Below are 18,099 nucleotides of genomic sequence, written 5' to 3' on the forward strand. Positions count from 1 at the left end.
AATATATATATCGCTCCTCTGGAGGGGATTACAGGATTTACCTTTAGAAATATTTTTAATAGATATTTTGGTCAAGGTGTTACCAAATACTTCACTCCTTTTTTGGCAATCTGTGCCAAAAAGGGAATCACTGACAAGGCCATGCGGGAGGTAGCACCGGCTAATACTAATGAATACAAGCTGGTCCCCCAGCTGATGACTGTGACTTCAACTGATTTCTTCGTTGCCAGGGACAGTCTGAGATCTTTGGGGTATGAGGAAATTAATCTGAATTTTGGCTGCCCTTCAAGGACTGTTACTGCCAAGGGTCGTGGTGCAGGGGCACTTGGGGATTTGGCGAAGCTGGAAAGTTTTTTGGATGATGTATTCAAGGATGGAGATGACAATATTTCCATAAAGACAAGATTGGGAATAGATGATCCGGAGGAATTTTATGATATTATTCAGCTATATAATCAATATCCTGTAAAGGAATTGACTGTGCATCCCCGTACATTGAAGGATATATATCATGGGACTCCACATAGGGAAGTATTTCTCGAGGCACTGAGCCGTGCCAAAATGCCGATTTGCTATAATGGAGACATAAATACCCCGGAGGATTATTTTGAATTGTGCAGGCTTACTGAACAGCAGGAAGGACATAGGCTTTCGGGAGTCATGATTGGCAGGGGAATTTTAAAGGATCCATCCCTTATCAGGCAGATAAAATCAGCAGATAAGGGAGGGCTTCCTGCTCCGGTAGCTTCCAAGCAGGAGATATACAAAATGCTCATAGAGCTTCAGGAGGAATATACAGAAAGATTTTCAGGTCAGCAGCCGGTGCTTTTCAGGCTGAAGGAAATATGGTCATATTTGGGACAGGGATTATATAAGGACTATCCCAAGCTTGTAAAAAAAATCATGAAGACCAGGAGCCTGAAGGATTATGAGGTCTATATGAAGCAGATTTTGTTGGATGATGAAAGGTAGATTCGTACAACTTTATTTGGACAGGGGACTGAGTGAAGCAGTCCCCTTTTTTTTTGCATATTTATAAATGTTGGGTATTTTTTTGCCTTTGCTGATTTGTTACATAATTTATTTATTTGTATAATTAATAAAGATACTGTAGGAGTTATGCTTTATGGAGGTAAATATATGAAGCTGTTACATTTGGGGGACCTTCATTTGGGGAAAGCCCTGGGAGATTTTGACCTTATACATGATCAGGAATATATACTGAAACAGATTTTGGGGATTATTGACAAAGAGGATGTTTCTGTTGTACTGATTGCCGGTGATGTCTATGATAAGGCTGTTCCCAGTGAAGCCGCTACCAGGCTGCTGGATTACTTTCTGGGGGAATTGGCTCGAAGAAGGATAAACACTGTCATGATAAGTGGTAACCATGATTCTGATGACCGCTTGAATTTTGGCAGTACTCTTTTTAAAAGCAATAGAATTTTTATCTCGGCAAAGTATACCGGACAGCTTGATAAATGGGTTATTAATGATGGTGGGCAGGAGCTTGATATTTATTCATTACCATTTGTAAAAGCATCCCAGGTGCGCCATTTTTACCCCGATATGAATATAGAAACCTATGAGGATGCTGTGCGGACTATTTTGGAAAGTGCAGAAATTGATGATAATAAAACCAATATTCTGGTGGCACATCAGTTTGTAGCAGGTAAAAGCGAGGATCCTGCAATGGGAGGTTCCGAGGGATTGGGAACCCAAAGTGTCGGACTGGTCGAAAAAATAGGTTATGATCTGTTTAATCAATTTGATTATGTGGCCCTGGGACATATTCATGCTCCTCAGAGAGTGGGGAGAGATGAGGTACGATATGCCGGCTCACCACTAAAATATTCTTTGAGTGAGGTAAATAACAACAAGTCGGTACCAATCATTACGGTAGGTGATAATGGGGATATTGACATCAGGCTTGTTGCCTTGGAACCTATGCGGAATATGAGACATATCAGGGGAAAAATGAAGGAGTTATTAAGAGAAATCAACGGTGTAGATAGGGAAGATTTCATTTATGCAACACTGACAGATGAGGACATTATCAATGATGCCATGGGAATTTTTCAGCAGTTTTATCCCAACACCATTAAGATTGATTATGATAATTCCCGCACCAGGGCGGTGGAACAGGTGGATATTTCCAATCTTGCCCAAAATAAATCCTTTGGGGAATTAATTGGAGATTTTTATCAGCTGGTATACAACTGTAAAATGAGCGAAGATGAAATGGATTTAATGCGGGAAGTCGCCAGAGAGGCAGGTATTATCAATGAAACCAATTAAATTAATAATCAGTGCCTTCGGGCCTTATGCTGATACTATGCCGGAAATCGATTTTACACAGTTTTCTGATAAAGGCTTATTCCTGATTTCAGGAAAAACCGGTGCCGGAAAGACTACGATTTTTGATGCAATATCCTTTGCATTATATGGAACGACCAGTGGTTCATACCGTGATACCAAAAACCTGAGAAGTGAATATGCCAAGGCTGATGTGGAAAGCTATGTTGATTTTTATTTCAGCCATCAGGGTAGGAATTATCATATAAGGCGTAATCCGGCTTATCAACGCCAAAAAAAAATAGGAACCGGTGAAGTTTTAGAAAATGAAAAGGCAGTGCTTTATGAAGAGGGATCTGAGCCAATAGAGGGCATTAAAAATGTAAATAGTGCAATTGTTGAATTGCTCAAGATTGATGATAAGCAGTTTAAGCAGATTGCAATGATTGCTCAGGGGGAATTCTGGGCACTTTTAAATGCAAAAACTGATACTCGGACAGCAATTTTACGAACTATTTTTTCAACGGATGGTTATAATGATATTGGATATAAGCTCAAGGACAGGGTGGATGCGAATTCTGAGAGCCTTAGAAATATTGAGCAAAGCATTATACAGTATTTTAATGATGTAATAATTGATAATGAAAGTGCTTTATCCTCCAGGTTTGAGGAACTTCAGGGGAATCTGAGGTCAGGGGGGATATGGGAGCCGGAGGATTTACTGACATTTATTGGGGAAGCAATTAATTCGGACGAGGTTAGTCAGAAGGAAGTCGATTCAGAGCTGAAAAAGGAAGAGAAGGCACTGGACGACATAAATATCAAACTGAAAACAGCTAATAATAATAATCAATTAATTGAAAGACTGGAGAATTTGGAAAGGGAAAAAATCACTTTGGATGCAGCCAGACCAGATATAAACGCTGCAGCAAGTCTTCTTGAGAGGCAGAAGCTGGCTACAAGAGTGATTAATCCGGATTATAAATTATGGGCAGATAAAAATAAGGATGCAGCAGCAACCGATTTGCAGATAAAAGACAATAAAACGGCCCTGGAAGCTGCAATGAAAAAGGCTGCAGAGGCCGAAAAGGTATTGGCGGAAATTGAAGGGCGCCGTCCCGAGCTGGATAAACTGAAGCAGCTATGCAATAAAATCAAGGACGAAGCGCCTAAATACAAGGAAAGGGATAGATTATCCGATGAGCTGGTCAAGCTGAAGATGCAGCGGCAAAAGCTGGATCAGGATGAAGGGGAATTAAAAAGGCAGGATGAGGAGCTCAAAAAGAAAATCTCCAAGCTGAAGGAAAATGTGGTCAAGCTGAAGAGCAGTCCAAATGACCTTGTGAAAGTTCAGGAGGAAGGGAAGTCGCTGGCCGGCCTGTCAGACAATATCAGTGATATTCTGAAGAATCAGACGAAGGAACGAAGCAATCGAAATGCGGATTTGAAGAAAAAGCAGGAAGTGTTTTCACAATACTTCAAGGCCTATGAAAAAGCCAATCTATCCCGGATAAAAGCAGAAGGGATTCTTGACGGCTGCAGAGCCGGGATATTGGCAAAAGACCTTAAAGAGGGCTGCAAGTGTCCGGTATGTGGTTCAACCCATCATCCTGAATTAGCTGAGCTTCCGGATCAGATTATCAGCGAGGAAAACTTTGAGCTTTTAAAAGGTGAAGAGCAGGAGTGGCAGGATAAAAAGGAAAAAGCAAATACAGAAGCAGAGATAGCAAAAAATGCCTTGCTGGAATATGAAAGCAACATGAGACAATCCATTATGAATGTCCTGGAAAATGACTTTATTCAGGAACATCCTGAGGGAATGGGGCTGGATGAGTTGTTACAGTGTTTGCAGGATGCTTATGGGGCATTGCAGGAAAAGCTGCAGACTAACAGAAACAGCGAAATATTAATAAAAAAGGATTGTCAGCTGCTTAAGGATTCAGAAGTTTCCCTGGAGGCGGCTGAAGGCAGGGAAACTGAGGCACTGAATCAAATGCATATTAAGATTACAGGTAGAAATCAGGAGCTGGCCACCAGGACTGCAGAAGTACAAACTGCCCTGAATTCCCTTCAGGCATTGAGCTTTACGGATGGGAAGGCTGCTCATGAAGAACTGAAGAAGTCTGAACTGGCTATTACCGCAATTAATAGTGCTTTGGAATCAGCTGTTGAAAATAAAAAAATTGCTGATGAAAAGGTGACAGCAATTACTGCTGCAATAAAGACCTTGACGGAACGACTGGATAAACAGCGTCAGGAGGAAACCGTACTTGGGGAGAAGCTGGAACAAAAAATTAAGGAACATGGCTTCAGTGATATAAATGCAATGTGTTCATTTGTGGTATCTGAGGAGGAACTGACAGAACAGGAGAATAAAATTAATGTTTACAATCAGAAGGTATCCACTAATGATAAGCAGCTGGAACTGGCAAGGAAGGATGCTCAGGGAAAAGAGAAGGTGGATGCTGATTCATTGAGGGTATCGTTTGAAGCTCGGCAGGAAGCAGTGGACAAGCTCAGGAATTTGAAGAATTCCATTTTGAACAGGATAAGCAATAATGCATTAAGGCAGAAACATATTGAGAACAGGGAAGCTGAGCTGGAGATGTACCGTAAAAAATTAAATGTTTCTGAGAGACTTTATAAGCTGGTCAAGGGGACCACAGGAAACGGCAAAATCACTTTGGAACAGTATATTCAGGCTGCAGGGTTTGATGGAATAATTGCAGCTGCCAACAGGCGGCTTATACCTATGAGTGACGGGCAGTTTGAGCTGTGCCGACAGGATACAGGTCTGGGGAAGAAATCCAACAATTTCCTGGATTTGGATGTAATAGATTATACCAGCGGTCATAGGCGTCCGGTAGGTAATCTGTCCGGCGGCGAGAGCTTTAAGGCATCCCTTAGTCTGGCATTGGGGCTTTCGGATACTGTTTCATCAAATTTAGGTGGTGTGCAGATGGATGCCTTGTTCATAGATGAAGGCTTTGGTACCTTGGACCGTGACTCTATAGATAATGCCATGAATATTTTGATAAATTTAGCTGGTGCAAACAAGCTGGTGGGAGTTATCAGTCATCGTGAGGAACTGGTAGAGAATATTCCACAGCAAATTCAGGTATTAAAGCATACCACCGGCAGCGAGATTGTTATAGATGCAGGGAATTGACCTAATCAGCGGGCCGACTTCCGGCTTTATGGTGAGTGACTGAACAGGTATTAACAATTTTGGGGAGGAAGGAATCTTGTCATATAGATTAACTGTACTTGTAGAAAATCAGGCATTATCAGAAGGATTAAGTGCTGAGCATGGTTTGTCATTTTTCGTGGAAACACCTGAAACAAAGTTTATTTTTGATTGTGGTCATACCGGGCTGGCCTGGAAAAACGCCGAAAAAATGGGGATAAATTTGAGTTCGGCCGAATTTGTGGTGCTAAGTCATTCCCATTATGATCATGCAGGGGGATTTCCGTCTCTTTTGGAATACTGCCAGCCAGGAACCTTATATACCGGTATGAATTTCTGGCAGGAAAAGTTTTCCTATGACAGGGACAATGATAAATATTTGTACAAGGGCTGTGGGTTTACCGAGGCTGACCTGGAGGAATGGGGAATACGCCATGTGGAATGCAGGGAAAGTATCAGACTGGACAGTGGTGCAGAGCTGTTTACTGATTTTGGTAACAGTTATTCCTTTGAGACTATTCCTCAAAAATTTGTCAGGGGAATGGAGAAGAAACCTGATCCCTTTGATGATGAGATATGCCTTTTGTTGAAAGAACAGGATGGTCTTTGCCTGGTAGTGGGGTGTTCTCATCAGGGTATACTGAATATTACAGCTACAGTACAGGAGCGCACAGGATTGCCGGTGCGGCGTATAATTGGCGGCATTCATCTCAAGGGTGAAGGAGAAGCTCATATCAACCGTACATTAGACGAATTGAAGGCTTTGGGCGTAACGGATTTAAATTTGTGTCATTGCTCCGGGGTGGATATGCCGGGGAAAATAGGTGCAGGTTCTGTTATTGAGGTAAAGTGAAGGTAGTATTTTTATCGCTGATTATACGGGGAAAGACAGTCAGTCTAAAATAAGTACAGCCGATAGTAGTAAATTCACCGGGAATGTGTTTTAATAAATTAGTGAGGTGAATGTTAATATGGCAACAAAAAAACTTGTTGAGACCGGTAATGTTATTTCCAATGAGGAACTGTCAGCAGATGTAAATGCGATGGTTTTGGAATGTCCGAAAGTAGTGGAATTGGCTCAACCGGGCCAGTTTGTGATGATAAAAAATGAAATGGGGAGCACTTATTTGCGTCGTCCCTTTGGCGTGGCAGATGTAGATAAGGAAAAGGGCCTGTTACTTTTAATATATCGTAAGGCCGGTAAGGGTACCAATGAGCTTTCCATGCTGGAAGAGGGGGCTCCAATAAGTGTGGAGGGGCCTTTGGGAAATGGATTTTCTTTTGACAATGATGGCAGGACACTGCTTGTAGGTGGCGGTGTGGGAATAGCCCCTATTATTTATACAGCCCGTAAGTTAGGTGCTGAGATGGCTGGTCCAAAGCCAATAATCCTTTTGGGGGTAAGGAATCACAAGGAGCTGTTTTGGAGTGATTTCCTGGAGGATTTCTCCCAAAAACTCGTTTATACCACTGATGATGGGTCTTACGGCCGCAAGGGCTTTGCAATAGATGCAATTCCGGATATTTTGAAGGCTTATCCTGACATAAAGCATATCAAGGTTTGTGGCCCTACAATCATGATGAAGGGCATAGCTGAGCTGGCCATAAAACAGGGGCTTGAGTGTGAGGTATCCCTGGAAAAACGCATGGCCTGCGGATTTGGGGTGTGCCTAGGCTGCACCTTTGAGGGAAAGAGCGGTAAGCGATGGAAGGTCTGTGGGGATGGACCCGTATTTGACGCAGAGGAGGTGTTTGGCTGATGGACATGCAGAGACTGGCAACGGATTTTGCCGGAATAAAAATGGCCACCCCTGTGATGGGGGCATCCGGAACTTTCGGTTTTGGCGTTGAATACAGTGATTTTTTGGATTTGAATCATGTGGGCGCTATTATATCAAAGGGAATTACACCACTGCCAAGGGCCGGCAATGATGGAGTGCGTATTGCGGAGACACCATCAGGCATGCTTAATTGCATTGGCCTTGAAAATCCGGGGATAGATGTTTTTTTGCGGGATATTCTTCCCAAGGTAAGGAAGACTGCGCCTGGCACTACTTTTATTGCTAATTTTTCCGGCAGCTCCGTGGAGGATTATGGGATGATGGCCGAGAAGCTCGATGTAGATGGTGTAGATGGTATTGAAGTCAATATTTCCTGTCCGAATGTAAAGGAGGGGGGGATTGTATTTGGTACTGATCCGAAGGCTGCTGCTGCTGTGACTGAGATGGTGAAAACCCATACCAGCAAACCTGTTATCGTAAAGTTATCACCAAATGTTACTGATATTACAGTAATGGCCAAGGCTGTAGAGGCTGCAGGAGCTGATGCAGTAGCACTTATTAATACCCTGACAGGTATGGTCATTGATATAAATTCCTGGAAGCCTCTGTTGGGCAATGTGACCGGAGGTCTTTCAGGTCCGGCAGTAAAGCCTATTGCTGTGAGGATGGTATATCAGGTAGCCAATGCGGTGAAAATCCCAATTTTGGGATTGGGTGGCATAGCCACGGCAGAGGATGCCATTGAATTCCTGTTGGCCGGTGCATCAGCTGTCGCTGTAGGTGCTGAAAACTTCGTGCATCCGGATGCTGTGGTAAAGGTAGCTGAGGGGATTGATACCTATCTTGAAAAACGGGGACTGAAAAATGTTTCAGAACTTGTGGGAAAAGTAAAAATAAATTGATTTTAATAGTAAAAAGCTGTTACCGGGGGAGGGTAAGTCTGCATATACCGGAATTACTTCAGGACAGCATATCCTGTGTGCAGTTAGTTGCATATTGCCAAGGGGTGGGAGAGTAGGATATAATATTAATGATAATGAATTATTCGATGCTACCGGATATTGAAGTTTAATCCTTTAATACGGATTGTATCTGTAAATTATACAGTTAAGGGAGGGCTGATGATGAATATTGGTGGAATAGGTGGTTATGCCGGTTATGGTTCCATGATGACAGGTGCTTACCAGCCCGGTGGTTCTGATGATGCTGCAGCGTCAGCCAATGGTACTATTGTTACCGATGGCAACGGTGTGGGACCGGAACATCAGATCAAGCCTGGGAAAAAATCATCACCAGCAGAGTGTGAGACCTGTAAAAACCGTAAATATCAGGACGGATCAGATGAAATGGTTTCTTTTAAGGCTCCTGGGCATATTGATCCGAACAATGCTGCTTCAGTTGTACTCAGTCATGAGCATGAGCATGTTTCCAATGCTTATAATAAGGCAAAAAACAATAATGGACATGTAGAGCGGGCCACTGTCCAGCTCAAAACGGATATATGTCCTGAATGTGGTCGTTCCTATATTTCTGGTGGTGTGACCAATACTCAGATCAAATACTATAATGAGGACAATCCTTATCAGAAGGATCTGAAGAGTACGGATGCAGTGAGACTTAAAGGGGCAAATGTTGATATTGCCGCCTAGTTGTTGATGCTTTTGTTTAAATTAATAATTTCAAAATTAATCCGGAAGTGAGTTTTTCACTTCCGGATTTTGTATAGTATGACCATAATACTACTTGGATTATTTATATTGATTATTAGGGAAATAAAAACCGTTGGTCACGGCAATGGCCAACGGTTTTTTATTATTTATTGATATATCAGAAGCTGATAATTCCCGAAGATTTAAGGAAGAGGATTAAAAGCAGGACAGGAGCAATGTACTTGATCATTGCAATGTAAATGTATTTACGGCTGAAGTGCTCGCCATTCTTTTCCATTTCTTTTATAACTACATCAGGTCCTACAAACCAACCTATCATGATACAGGTTCCAATGGAGATTATTGGCATCAGAATATTATTGGAAAGGTAATCCATTATATCCAGTACCTGACCGGTGCTGCCGGTTGGCAGTGGAGCCTCAAAATAAAGGACATTGTATCCGAGGCACACAATAGTACCGAATACAAGGGCGATAAAGAATTCAGCCAGTGTAGCCTTTACCCGGGAAATGTGGAAGTAATCCATAAAGCTGGATACTACGGCTTCCATGATGGATACGGCACTGGTTACAGCTGCAAAGAGTACCATAATGAAGAATAACAGGCCTACAAAAGTTCCGGCACCGCCCATGCTTTCAAAAACCTTAGGCAATGAGATAAACATCAGGCCAGGACCAGAGGCGGTAAGTCCTTCAGTACCCATAAAGGTAAATACTGCAGGAATAATCATAAGACCTGCAAGGAAAGCTACCAAGGTATCAAAGAATTCAATGCGGTTTACAGAGGAAACTGCATCAGCTTTATCACTTACATAGGAACCATAGGCTACCATAATACCCATCGCCACACTCAAGCTGAAGAACAGCTGGCCCATGGCATCAACAAGAACAGTCATAAATGTACTGAAGGTCAGCCCGTCAATATTTGGTATCAGATATATTTTCAGACCTTCCATACCAGTACGGGTAATGCCGTTGGCATCTGTATGGCTGATATTCAGGGAAAATGCTGCGATAATTATAACCAGCAGGATGAGTGCCGGCATGATGATCTTTGATGAAGCCTCGATACCCTTGTTTACGCCCAACAGGATGATAGCCGTGCAGGCCATAAGGAAGAGGAACATATATACAAGTGGTTCATATTGGGCAGTGATGAATGTGGTAAAGAATCCATCCTTAGCGGAATTTATATCATTGCCACTCAAAAAGGTTACAAAATATTTTACGACCCATCCGCCTATGGCACTGTAATATGGCATTATGATTGCCGGGATAAGACAGGCAATCAGGCCAAGCCATCTCCATTTTTTGGAAATGCGGGCATAAGCTGTCAGCGGACTCTGCTTTGTCTTACGGCCGATTGCAATCTCGGTGGTGAGTAATGCAAAACCAAAGGTGAGCAGCAATATGAAATAAACTAATAAAAATATTCCGCCACCATCTTTGGCAGCCAAATATGGAAATCTCCAGATATTACCCAAGCCAACTGCAGATCCTGCAGCGGCGAGGACGAAACCTAAAGAACCCCCGAAAGATTTTCTTGATTCCATAATCAAAACTCCTTTTATCTAAGTATACGAGCGTTATTATAACACAATAAAAAAGAAAATAAAAGTAAAAAGGAAGAAAAATGTGTAAACTTGTAAATTGATTTAGAACATGCAACAATTGAATCAAATGCTTATTTTATACATACTTGCAAGCCAAAATGAATAAATATTTAAAAATATAGGGACAAAAGTGAATATGTATTTATAAATCATGTATTGTGTAGAGAGAACATAAAAACATTACAGAAGGACAGATGGCAAATTAAAAATTTTATTTACATTAACATGGTATATGGGGAGAACACATTCCTTCCGTAAAGCTTCTACCATTTGCATTATTCTGATTAAAAGATAAATATGCAAAAAAACTTTCCATTATATATTACAAAAAAATATACCCTCTTTCCTGGTTGTGTTCAGGTCAGAGGGTACATATCACTGGGAGCAGGCAGAAAACCAAAGCTCGTTATACGGTTTGATAACCGCGCTCCTTTAAATGCTTTCTGAGCTTATCAGCAAAGGTTGGAATAGAGGTAGGTCTCAAGTGTATATTGTAGCCTATATACATTGGAGGAGTCGGGAAGCGGGGGAGAATTTTCACCCTTATAAGACCGTCCACAATATAGAAGAACAGGTTATAGCTGAAATTTGGCCGTTTAAAAAATTCTTTCATAAAAGTGATGGTCTCTTGTATGAGATCGGCCATTAAATCCATGCTCTCCGGCAATGGAGCAGGGATGGATGTTGATGGTTCCTGACTCATGGCATAGGCATTTTCACTCAGGACCAGATTATATTCAGAAAATCCAATCCGGGGAGTGGTGGAAGCATTGAGCTCGACTCCCTTTGAGGAGATGATGGGAATGCCCACAAATTCTTCAGGATTATACATGAGCCTTGGATCAAGGTCAGGATATCCCACAAGCTGCATATGAGGATGTTTTATGGAACCGCCGGACATAGGCCCGTAATTCTTAAAGAAGATTACGGATTTGTATTTACCGGAATTCAGCATGGCAAGCCAATGCTTTATCCCAAAATGTATGACGCGGCGTATTTGCTGCCGTGGATAATCAGGTATATCTGATTTACATACATCCGTTTCTATCAGTACCAGCTGGGTGGATGGCTCCATAACATGATATTTGTTCTTTAAAAGTATAATATTGCCATCGGTATCTATGATATCAACAAGGGCATCAACATTACAGAAGGGACAGGTGGATGTGTTTTCCATACCGGACATTGTCCGGGGCTTTTTTATCCCAATGCTGGTATCGAAATCTACTATGTTTATATCCATTTCCAGGACTCCTTGCACGCTTGCAGTCTATAACTGTAAGTGATATAATCTTTTAGCATGGCTTATTATGCCATTACTGTGTTTTAACAACTGCTGCCTCTTTTATTAAAGCATAATTTCGGGGCAGCTTACAACTTTTTTTCAATGTGCCTATAAGGGTGTGATAATATTAGTACTCAGGAATTGAATGAAAAAAATGTCAAGGCTGATAAGGGTGAATCCTTGTTAAAGGGGACATTGATTCTTACTATAGCAGGTGTTGTAGTAAAGGTCATCGGCTCCCTTAACTGGATATTTGTCTCCCGTATTCTGGGGGGCGAGGGTATAGGCTTGTATCAGATGGCATTTCCAATATATTTTTTCGCTCTAAGTGTCTCTACTGCCGGTGTACCGGTGGCTATTTCCATTATAACTGCCGAAAGGGTAGCTTTAAAGGATATTCTTGGAGCCAAGCGTGTCTTTAAGGTATCAATGTCACTGATGTTTGTGACAGGTATAGTCTTTTCACTGCTGACATACCTGGGAGCTCAATGGCTTATTGATCTTCATTTTATTCGGGATCCAAGAGCGTACTGGTCGGTTGTGGCATTGGCTCCTGCTATTTTCTTTGTAACACTTTTAGCCAGTTCAAGGGGGTATCTCCAGGGCTGGCAACGGATGACGCCAACAGCTGTGTCACAGATTGTGGAGCAGATCTTCCGTGTTATTACCATGATTATGTTTGCCAGTCTGTTTTTGCCGTACGGATTGGATTATGCAGCTGCTGGTGCAAGCCTTGGTGCTTTTGCTGGTGCTGTTACCGGACTGATTGTCCTGGTTTATTTTCATTGGAAGCTGGAAAAGGATATTGTCCAGGAATTTGGCAAAAATCTTAAGCCTTTGCCTGATACGCCCAAAACATCAAATTGGAGTATTATCAAGCGTATATTTGCCCTGTCATTGCCGGTTTCAGCGGCAAGTATAATGCTGCCTGTAGTATCCAATTTGGACTTGGCCATTGTACCTCAGCGACTTGAGGTGGCTGGTTACAGTGTCAATGAGGCAACGGAGCTTTTTGGATATCTCACTGGTATGGCGGTTCCTTTGGTAAATTTGGCGACTATCCTGACTGCCTCCCTGGCAGTGAGCCTGGTGCCGGCTATTTCAAAAGCCAGGGCGCTTCACGATGCCAAAATGGTATTCAGTCAGACTGCATCTGGGGTAAGAATATCCAATGCCGTTTGCTTCCCGGCCTTTGTAATAGTATTTATTTTGGCGACACCAATCGCTTCATTGATATACAATGCACCCGCTGCCGGACCTGCTATCATGGTTTCGGCTGTAAGCATCGTACTGCTGGGATTGCATCAGGTCTCTACGGCTGTGCTGCAAGGATTGGGACATCCTTCCATTCCTATGATAAACATGATAATAGCAGCTGTGGCAAAGGTTATTCTTAACTGGACATTAACAGCTCAGCCATCCCTGGGCATCATGGGTGCTGCCTGGGCTACGGCTGCTGATATGGGTGTGGCCGCTGTGGTGAATATGTATTTTATTTATCGTTATATCGGTTACCGGATGGAGCTGCCACAATTCCTTAAAACCATAATAGCTGCTGCGGTAATGGCTGCGGCAGTATGGTATTTCTATGATTATACTATTGCTGCCTTGGGAAGCAATGTTATAGCTACCTTTGGCTCTTGTCTGGTAGGCTTTGCTGTTTATTTGGCAGTGCTGCTGCTCATTGGTGGCATGCTGGAGGAGGATATGGCCCGCATTCCAATGATTGGCCGTTTTGGCATCAAGGCAATGTATAAGCTCGGCGTTTACAAGGGCACTCAGGCAAAGTAATGTGTGGTGTAAGAGGTATATATGAAAAAACTTGTTTTGGTATATAATCCTGTATCCGGCAAGGCAGTTTTCAAAAATAAGCTTGATGATATAATTTGCAAACTGCAGAGCAGGGGATGTATGGTTATTCCATACAGGACAACTCCGGAAAACAGTAATCTTTTGGAGTTTATTCGCCTGGCCTCACCGGATGGGATCATCGCTGCCGGTGGTGACGGTACGGTACATGAAATAGTTAATCTGATAATGCATCATAAGCTGGATATTCCAATGGGAATAATTGGCACAGGGACTTCAAATGATTTTGCCACTTTCCTGAAGCTGGATACTGATGAATATTTTGATCGTATAGCTGAGGGAAAAACAATGAAAATTGATTTGGGCAAGGTGGGAGACAGGTACTTTATCAATGTGTGCAGTGCCGGCATGGTTACTTCCATAGCCCATGAGGTGGACACAAGGTTGAAAAACGCCTTTGGTAAGCTGGCTTATTATGTTCAGGGCCTGAAAACATTACCAAGCTTCAGGGCATTGGATCTTACTGTGCGCACCGGGGAAGAAGAGTTTCATGAAAAAGCATTTCTGTTTTTGGTGGTAAATTCCAGTGTGGTAGCAAGCTTCAAAAATGCTGCAGTACAGGCCAGTGTTCAGGATGGTGTAATGGACCTTTTGATAATGAAGCAGTGCAATATGGCTGATCTGATGGTGGTTACTACTGAGCTGCTGACAGGTAAGGATATATCCCATCGTAAGGAAGTGGTATATCGTCAGTCTGCCTCCTTCGAGGTGGAGTGTTCAGAACCCTTGACAAGTGATATTGACGGTGAGATTGGACCGGATCTGCCATTGCACATAGAAACAGTGCCTAAGGCCTTTGAAATTTTTTATTAATAATATTTGAGTATAGAGTAATTTTTATCCTTTTGAGAGGAGTATTGTTAATGGGCGGTTTTTTTGGTGTAGTATCCAATAAGGATTGTGTTGTTGATCTCTTTTTTGGTTTGGATTATCATTCACATCTGGGTACCAGATGTGGTGGTATGGTTATTTATGATGATATTCAGGGGTTTCAGCGTCAGATACATTCCATTGACAAGACTCCATTCAGGACAAAATTTGAAAAGGAATTAAATGTTTTTCAGGGCAGGAGCGGTATAGGCTGTATCAGTGATACGGATCCACAGCCCTTATTGGTGCGCTCACATTTGGGACTGTATGCTATTACCATTGTGGGAATTATTACTAATATTGACGATTTACTGAAAAAATATTTTACGGACCGTTCACATCAATTTATGGCCATGAGCTCCGGCAAGGTGAATTCTACGGAGCTGGTTGCAGCACTCATTAATGAAAAGGATGATATTGTATCCGGGATTCTTCATGCCCAGGAGGTAATTGAAGGTTCCATGACAATAATGCTGCTTACGGAGAAGGGTGAAATCATCGTGGCCAGGGACAAGGTGGGACGATTGCCTGTAATATTGGGCAAAAACGATGATGGCTATTGTGTGTCTTTTGAAAACTTTGCTTTTCAGAAGCTTGGCTATGAGATGTTCTATGAGCTGGGACCAAGGGAAATTGTGAGTATGAACTCAGATGGGATTCATACCATTTCTCCGGCAGGGGAGAATATGAAAATCTGTGCATTCCTATGGACCTATTATGGTTATCCAACATCCTGTTATGAAGGGAAAAATGTTGAGGTAATGCGGTGTAAAAACGGCAAGATAATGGCGAGGGATGAAAAAAAACGAGGCACTCTGCCTGACCTGGATTATGTTGCCGGAGTGCCGGATTCCGGTATACCTCACGCCATTGGTTACGCCAATGAAAGTGGTGTGGAGTTTGCCAGACCTTTTATCAAATATACTCCTACTTGGTCACGATCTTTTATGCCTACCAATCAGAACATACGCAATCAGGTGGCAAAGATGAAGCAGATACCTGTTCCGGAGCTTATCAAGGATAAAAAGCTTTTATTTGTGGATGATTCTATTGTCCGGGGGACACAGCTTCGTGAAACTGTTGATTTTTTGTATCGCAGTGGAGCCAAGGAGGTTCATATGCGATCTGCTTGCCCGCCAATAATGTATGGCTGTAAGTACCTGAATTTTTCCACCAGCAGGTCTGAAGACGAATTGCTGGCCCGTAGGGTAATACATGATTTAGAAGGCAATGAGGGTGAAAAGCATATTGATGAATATGCTGATGCTTCCACCAAGCGTGGAAAATGTATGCTGAAGCGTATATGCGAAATGTTTAAATTTGATTCCATGGGTTATCAGTCACTGGAGGGGACACTGGAAGCAATTGGCATAGATAAGGACAAGATATGTACTTATTGCTGGACCGGAAAGGAATAGAGCTTCCTTTTTGGCATGTGGTTTGGTTATTTTTGTATGAAAAAAGGGACTGCTGTGCAGTCCCTTTGCTTGTATGTTTTATTTGTATCAGCCCTGTGGTAGGTCCTTTATCCAGCCCCGGAAGGCTTTGATAATATTACCGGCAGGCATGGCATCCAACTGTTCATCAGTCAATCCTGGGGGAATCAGTGGAGCCAGTGTTGCAGCTGTGGACATGAATTCCTCCTGGGTCATTCCACCCAGCAGACCCTTTACGACTTCATATGCTTCCTGTGGACTTTTTGCGTCACTTAGCTTTTGGAGCATTTCAGGATCCTGCATAATAGCAGCACCAATCTGCATGAATTTTTCTGGTATCATTATCAATCACATTCCTTTTTTAGTTATTTTTCCCTCAGGATTTTTCCCTTAATGGCAAAAATCCTCTTCCATTATATCAAAGATGTGTAGATATTGGTACCTATAGGAGCTTTTTTATTTTTTCTGATTTTTGGGAGTAGTTATGAAGCGTGTTATCTGGCTGGCATTCAATGCCAAATTTTCACATACATCCTTGGCTGTAAGATATCTTCGTCAGGCAGCAGCTGAAATAGATATTGAATCAGAAGTTTTGGAGTTGACCATAAATAATTATGTGCCGGAAATTTTAAGCAGTATTTATGAGCAGCAGCCTGATATACTTGGTATCAGCTGTTATATATGGAATATTGAGCTTGTAAAGCAGGTGCTGCCGCTGGTACGCAGGGTTTTGCCCGATACCATTATAATATGTGGTGGTCCGGAAGTTTCATATGATACAGAATCCTTTATGCAGGATAATCCTGCAGTTGATTATGTTATCAGAGGGGAAGGCGAGGAAACAATAAAGCTGCTTCTGGAAGGTATTATTCGTCAGGATGGTATTGACAGCAACCGTAGATTGCGGAAGGGGTTTCCGTATGAAGGACTGGCCTGGCGTACTGCCGATGATACCATAGAGGGCGGTAGGGCCGTAACGGTTGTGGATAAGTCTGACAGCCGTAGGCTCAATTTGCCATTTGCATATATTGAGGAAGAAATTGGGGAGATAAAGGACAAAATACTTTATTATGAAACCTCACGGGGCTGTCCTTTTACCTGTGCATATTGTTTATCCTGTGCTACTGCAGGAGTCAGGTTTCGTTCCTGGCAGGAGATAGAGCCTGAATTGAATTTTTTTGTAAAAAATAATGTTCGTCAGGTGAAGTTTGTGGATCGTACCTTTAATGCCAAAAAGGAACATTTTTTGCCGATACTGCATTATATAAGGAAGTTACCCGATGCTTGCCGTACTAATTTTCATTTTGAGATGGCTGTTGATTATTTGGATGATGAGGCTATTGCCATACTGCAGTCTATGCCAAAAGGACGTGTACAGCTGGAAATCGGCATACAGACAACAAATCCTGAGGTGCTGAAAAGAATTTCCCGTGTAAATCATTGGGCGGATATCTGCAGGAACATCAAGGCCTTACAGAAAAACCACAATATGCATATTCATACGGATTTGATCATTGGCCTGCCGGGGGAGGATATGGAATCCTTTGCAAAATCCTTCAATGATTTATATATGTTGCATACTGATATGCTGCAGCTGGGCTTTTTGAAATTTTTGAAGGGTTCATCCATGATGGATATGGTGGAGGAATATGGTTATCAATATATGGATATTGGGCCTTATGAAGTGTTGTCAAATAATGTGCTGGATTATGGGCAAATTCGCTGGCTGCATATATTTGAACAGGTTTTTGAGCTATACTATAATGCTGGTCGCTGTCTCAGGACAATGGCCTACATAATTGATGAATTTTATGAGGGAAATGCCTTTGGATTTTATTCTGATTTTACTGATTATTGGGAAAAAGAGGGGTATCACCGCAAGGCTCATAGTGCCAGGAATTTATATAGTCATTTGTGGGAATTCTTCAGTGGAATTTCCCGGAATAAGTCTGGGCAGCATGGAGATATAGTGGATAACCTGCTGAGATATGATGCTCTTACAGCTGATGGCGGGCAAAACAGGCCTGATTTCCTGAATTGGAATAATGAAAAATATCAGGAGCGGACAGCGGCTTTTTGGCGAGATAGACTGCC

General features: G+C 42.3%; 14 protein-coding genes. 11 read left to right on the forward strand and 3 right to left on the reverse strand.

Features of this window, described 5'->3' with window-relative positions; translation table 11 throughout:
- The 7 genes from K6C05_RS05325 to K6C05_RS05355 form a co-directional block, all read left to right on the forward strand.
- On the forward strand, positions 1-972 hold a 972-nt coding region (locus K6C05_RS05325), incomplete at its 5' end, for a tRNA-dihydrouridine synthase family protein (RefSeq protein ID WP_296732156.1).
- Between the two features lie 168 nt (positions 973-1,140).
- Positions 1,141-2,298 carry an exonuclease SbcCD subunit D gene (locus K6C05_RS05330; protein WP_296732160.1) on the forward strand — a complete coding sequence of 386 codons (1,158 nt, stop codon included), beginning with the start codon at positions 1,141-1,143 and terminating at the stop codon, positions 2,296-2,298.
- Positions 2,285-5,464, forward strand: coding sequence for an SMC family ATPase (locus tag K6C05_RS05335; RefSeq protein ID WP_296732162.1), 3,180 nt, complete (start codon positions 2,285-2,287; stop codon positions 5,462-5,464). Before K6C05_RS05330 ends, K6C05_RS05335 begins: the two co-directional genes overlap by 14 nt.
- Positions 5,465-5,540: 76 nt before the next feature.
- The gene (locus K6C05_RS05340) at positions 5,541-6,335 is read left to right on the forward strand and encodes an MBL fold metallo-hydrolase (RefSeq protein WP_296732165.1); all 795 of its coding nucleotides are present in this window, start codon (positions 5,541-5,543) and stop codon (positions 6,333-6,335) included.
- A gap of 118 nt (positions 6,336-6,453) precedes the next feature.
- On the forward strand, positions 6,454-7,242 hold the full coding sequence (locus K6C05_RS05345) for a dihydroorotate dehydrogenase electron transfer subunit (RefSeq protein WP_296732166.1): 789 nt from the start codon (positions 6,454-6,456) through the stop codon (positions 7,240-7,242).
- Positions 7,242-8,165, forward strand: coding sequence for a dihydroorotate dehydrogenase (locus K6C05_RS05350; protein WP_296732169.1), 924 nt, complete (start codon positions 7,242-7,244; stop codon positions 8,163-8,165). The genes K6C05_RS05345 and K6C05_RS05350 overlap by 1 nt, the downstream gene beginning before the upstream one ends.
- A gap of 219 nt (positions 8,166-8,384) precedes the next feature.
- Positions 8,385-8,912, forward strand: a complete 528-nt coding sequence (locus K6C05_RS05355) for a hypothetical protein (protein WP_296732171.1) — start codon at positions 8,385-8,387, stop codon at positions 8,910-8,912.
- A 178-nt stretch (positions 8,913-9,090) separates the two neighbouring features.
- Here the strand turns inward: K6C05_RS05355 and K6C05_RS05360 are convergent, their stop codons facing one another.
- Both K6C05_RS05360 and K6C05_RS05365 read right to left on the reverse strand, forming a co-directional pair.
- Positions 9,091-10,485: a sodium-dependent transporter gene (locus tag K6C05_RS05360; protein WP_296732175.1), complete on the reverse strand. Its 1,395-nt coding sequence runs from the start codon at positions 10,483-10,485 to the stop codon at positions 9,091-9,093.
- 466 nt (positions 10,486-10,951) lie between these two features.
- Positions 10,952-11,788 carry a DUF4931 domain-containing protein gene (locus K6C05_RS05365; RefSeq protein ID WP_296732177.1) on the reverse strand — a complete coding sequence of 279 codons (837 nt, stop codon included), beginning with the start codon at positions 11,786-11,788 and terminating at the stop codon, positions 10,952-10,954.
- Positions 11,789-11,971: 183 nt separating this feature from the next.
- Between K6C05_RS05365 and K6C05_RS05370 the strand changes: the two genes are divergently transcribed.
- The 3 genes from K6C05_RS05370 to K6C05_RS05380 are packed head-to-tail and all read left to right on the forward strand — an operon-like array spanning position 11,972 to position 15,987.
- Positions 11,972-13,621: a polysaccharide biosynthesis protein gene (locus K6C05_RS05370; protein ID WP_296732179.1), complete on the forward strand. Its 1,650-nt coding sequence runs from the start codon at positions 11,972-11,974 to the stop codon at positions 13,619-13,621.
- Between the two features lie 21 nt (positions 13,622-13,642).
- Positions 13,643-14,512 carry a YegS/Rv2252/BmrU family lipid kinase gene (locus K6C05_RS05375; RefSeq protein WP_296732180.1) on the forward strand — a complete coding sequence of 290 codons (870 nt, stop codon included), beginning with the start codon at positions 13,643-13,645 and terminating at the stop codon, positions 14,510-14,512.
- 50 nt (positions 14,513-14,562) lie between these two features.
- Positions 14,563-15,987 (forward strand): amidophosphoribosyltransferase, encoded by a 1,425-nt coding sequence (locus tag K6C05_RS05380; protein ID WP_296732184.1) that lies wholly within the window; start codon positions 14,563-14,565, stop codon positions 15,985-15,987.
- Between the two features lie 87 nt (positions 15,988-16,074).
- On the opposite strand, the gene K6C05_RS05385 is transcribed toward K6C05_RS05380, so the two are convergent.
- On the reverse strand, positions 16,075-16,347 hold the full coding sequence (locus tag K6C05_RS05385) for a hypothetical protein (RefSeq protein ID WP_296732186.1): 273 nt from the start codon (positions 16,345-16,347) through the stop codon (positions 16,075-16,077).
- A 142-nt stretch (positions 16,348-16,489) separates the two neighbouring features.
- Here K6C05_RS05385 and K6C05_RS05390 point away from each other — a divergent pair.
- Positions 16,490-18,099, forward strand: a 1,610-nt coding sequence (locus K6C05_RS05390) for a B12-binding domain-containing radical SAM protein (RefSeq protein WP_296732189.1), incomplete at its 3' end; no start/stop codon positions are given.

Source organism: Anaerovibrio sp. (genome assembly GCF_024697385.1).
Classification (GTDB): Bacteria; Bacillota; Negativicutes; order Selenomonadales; family Selenomonadaceae; genus Anaerovibrio.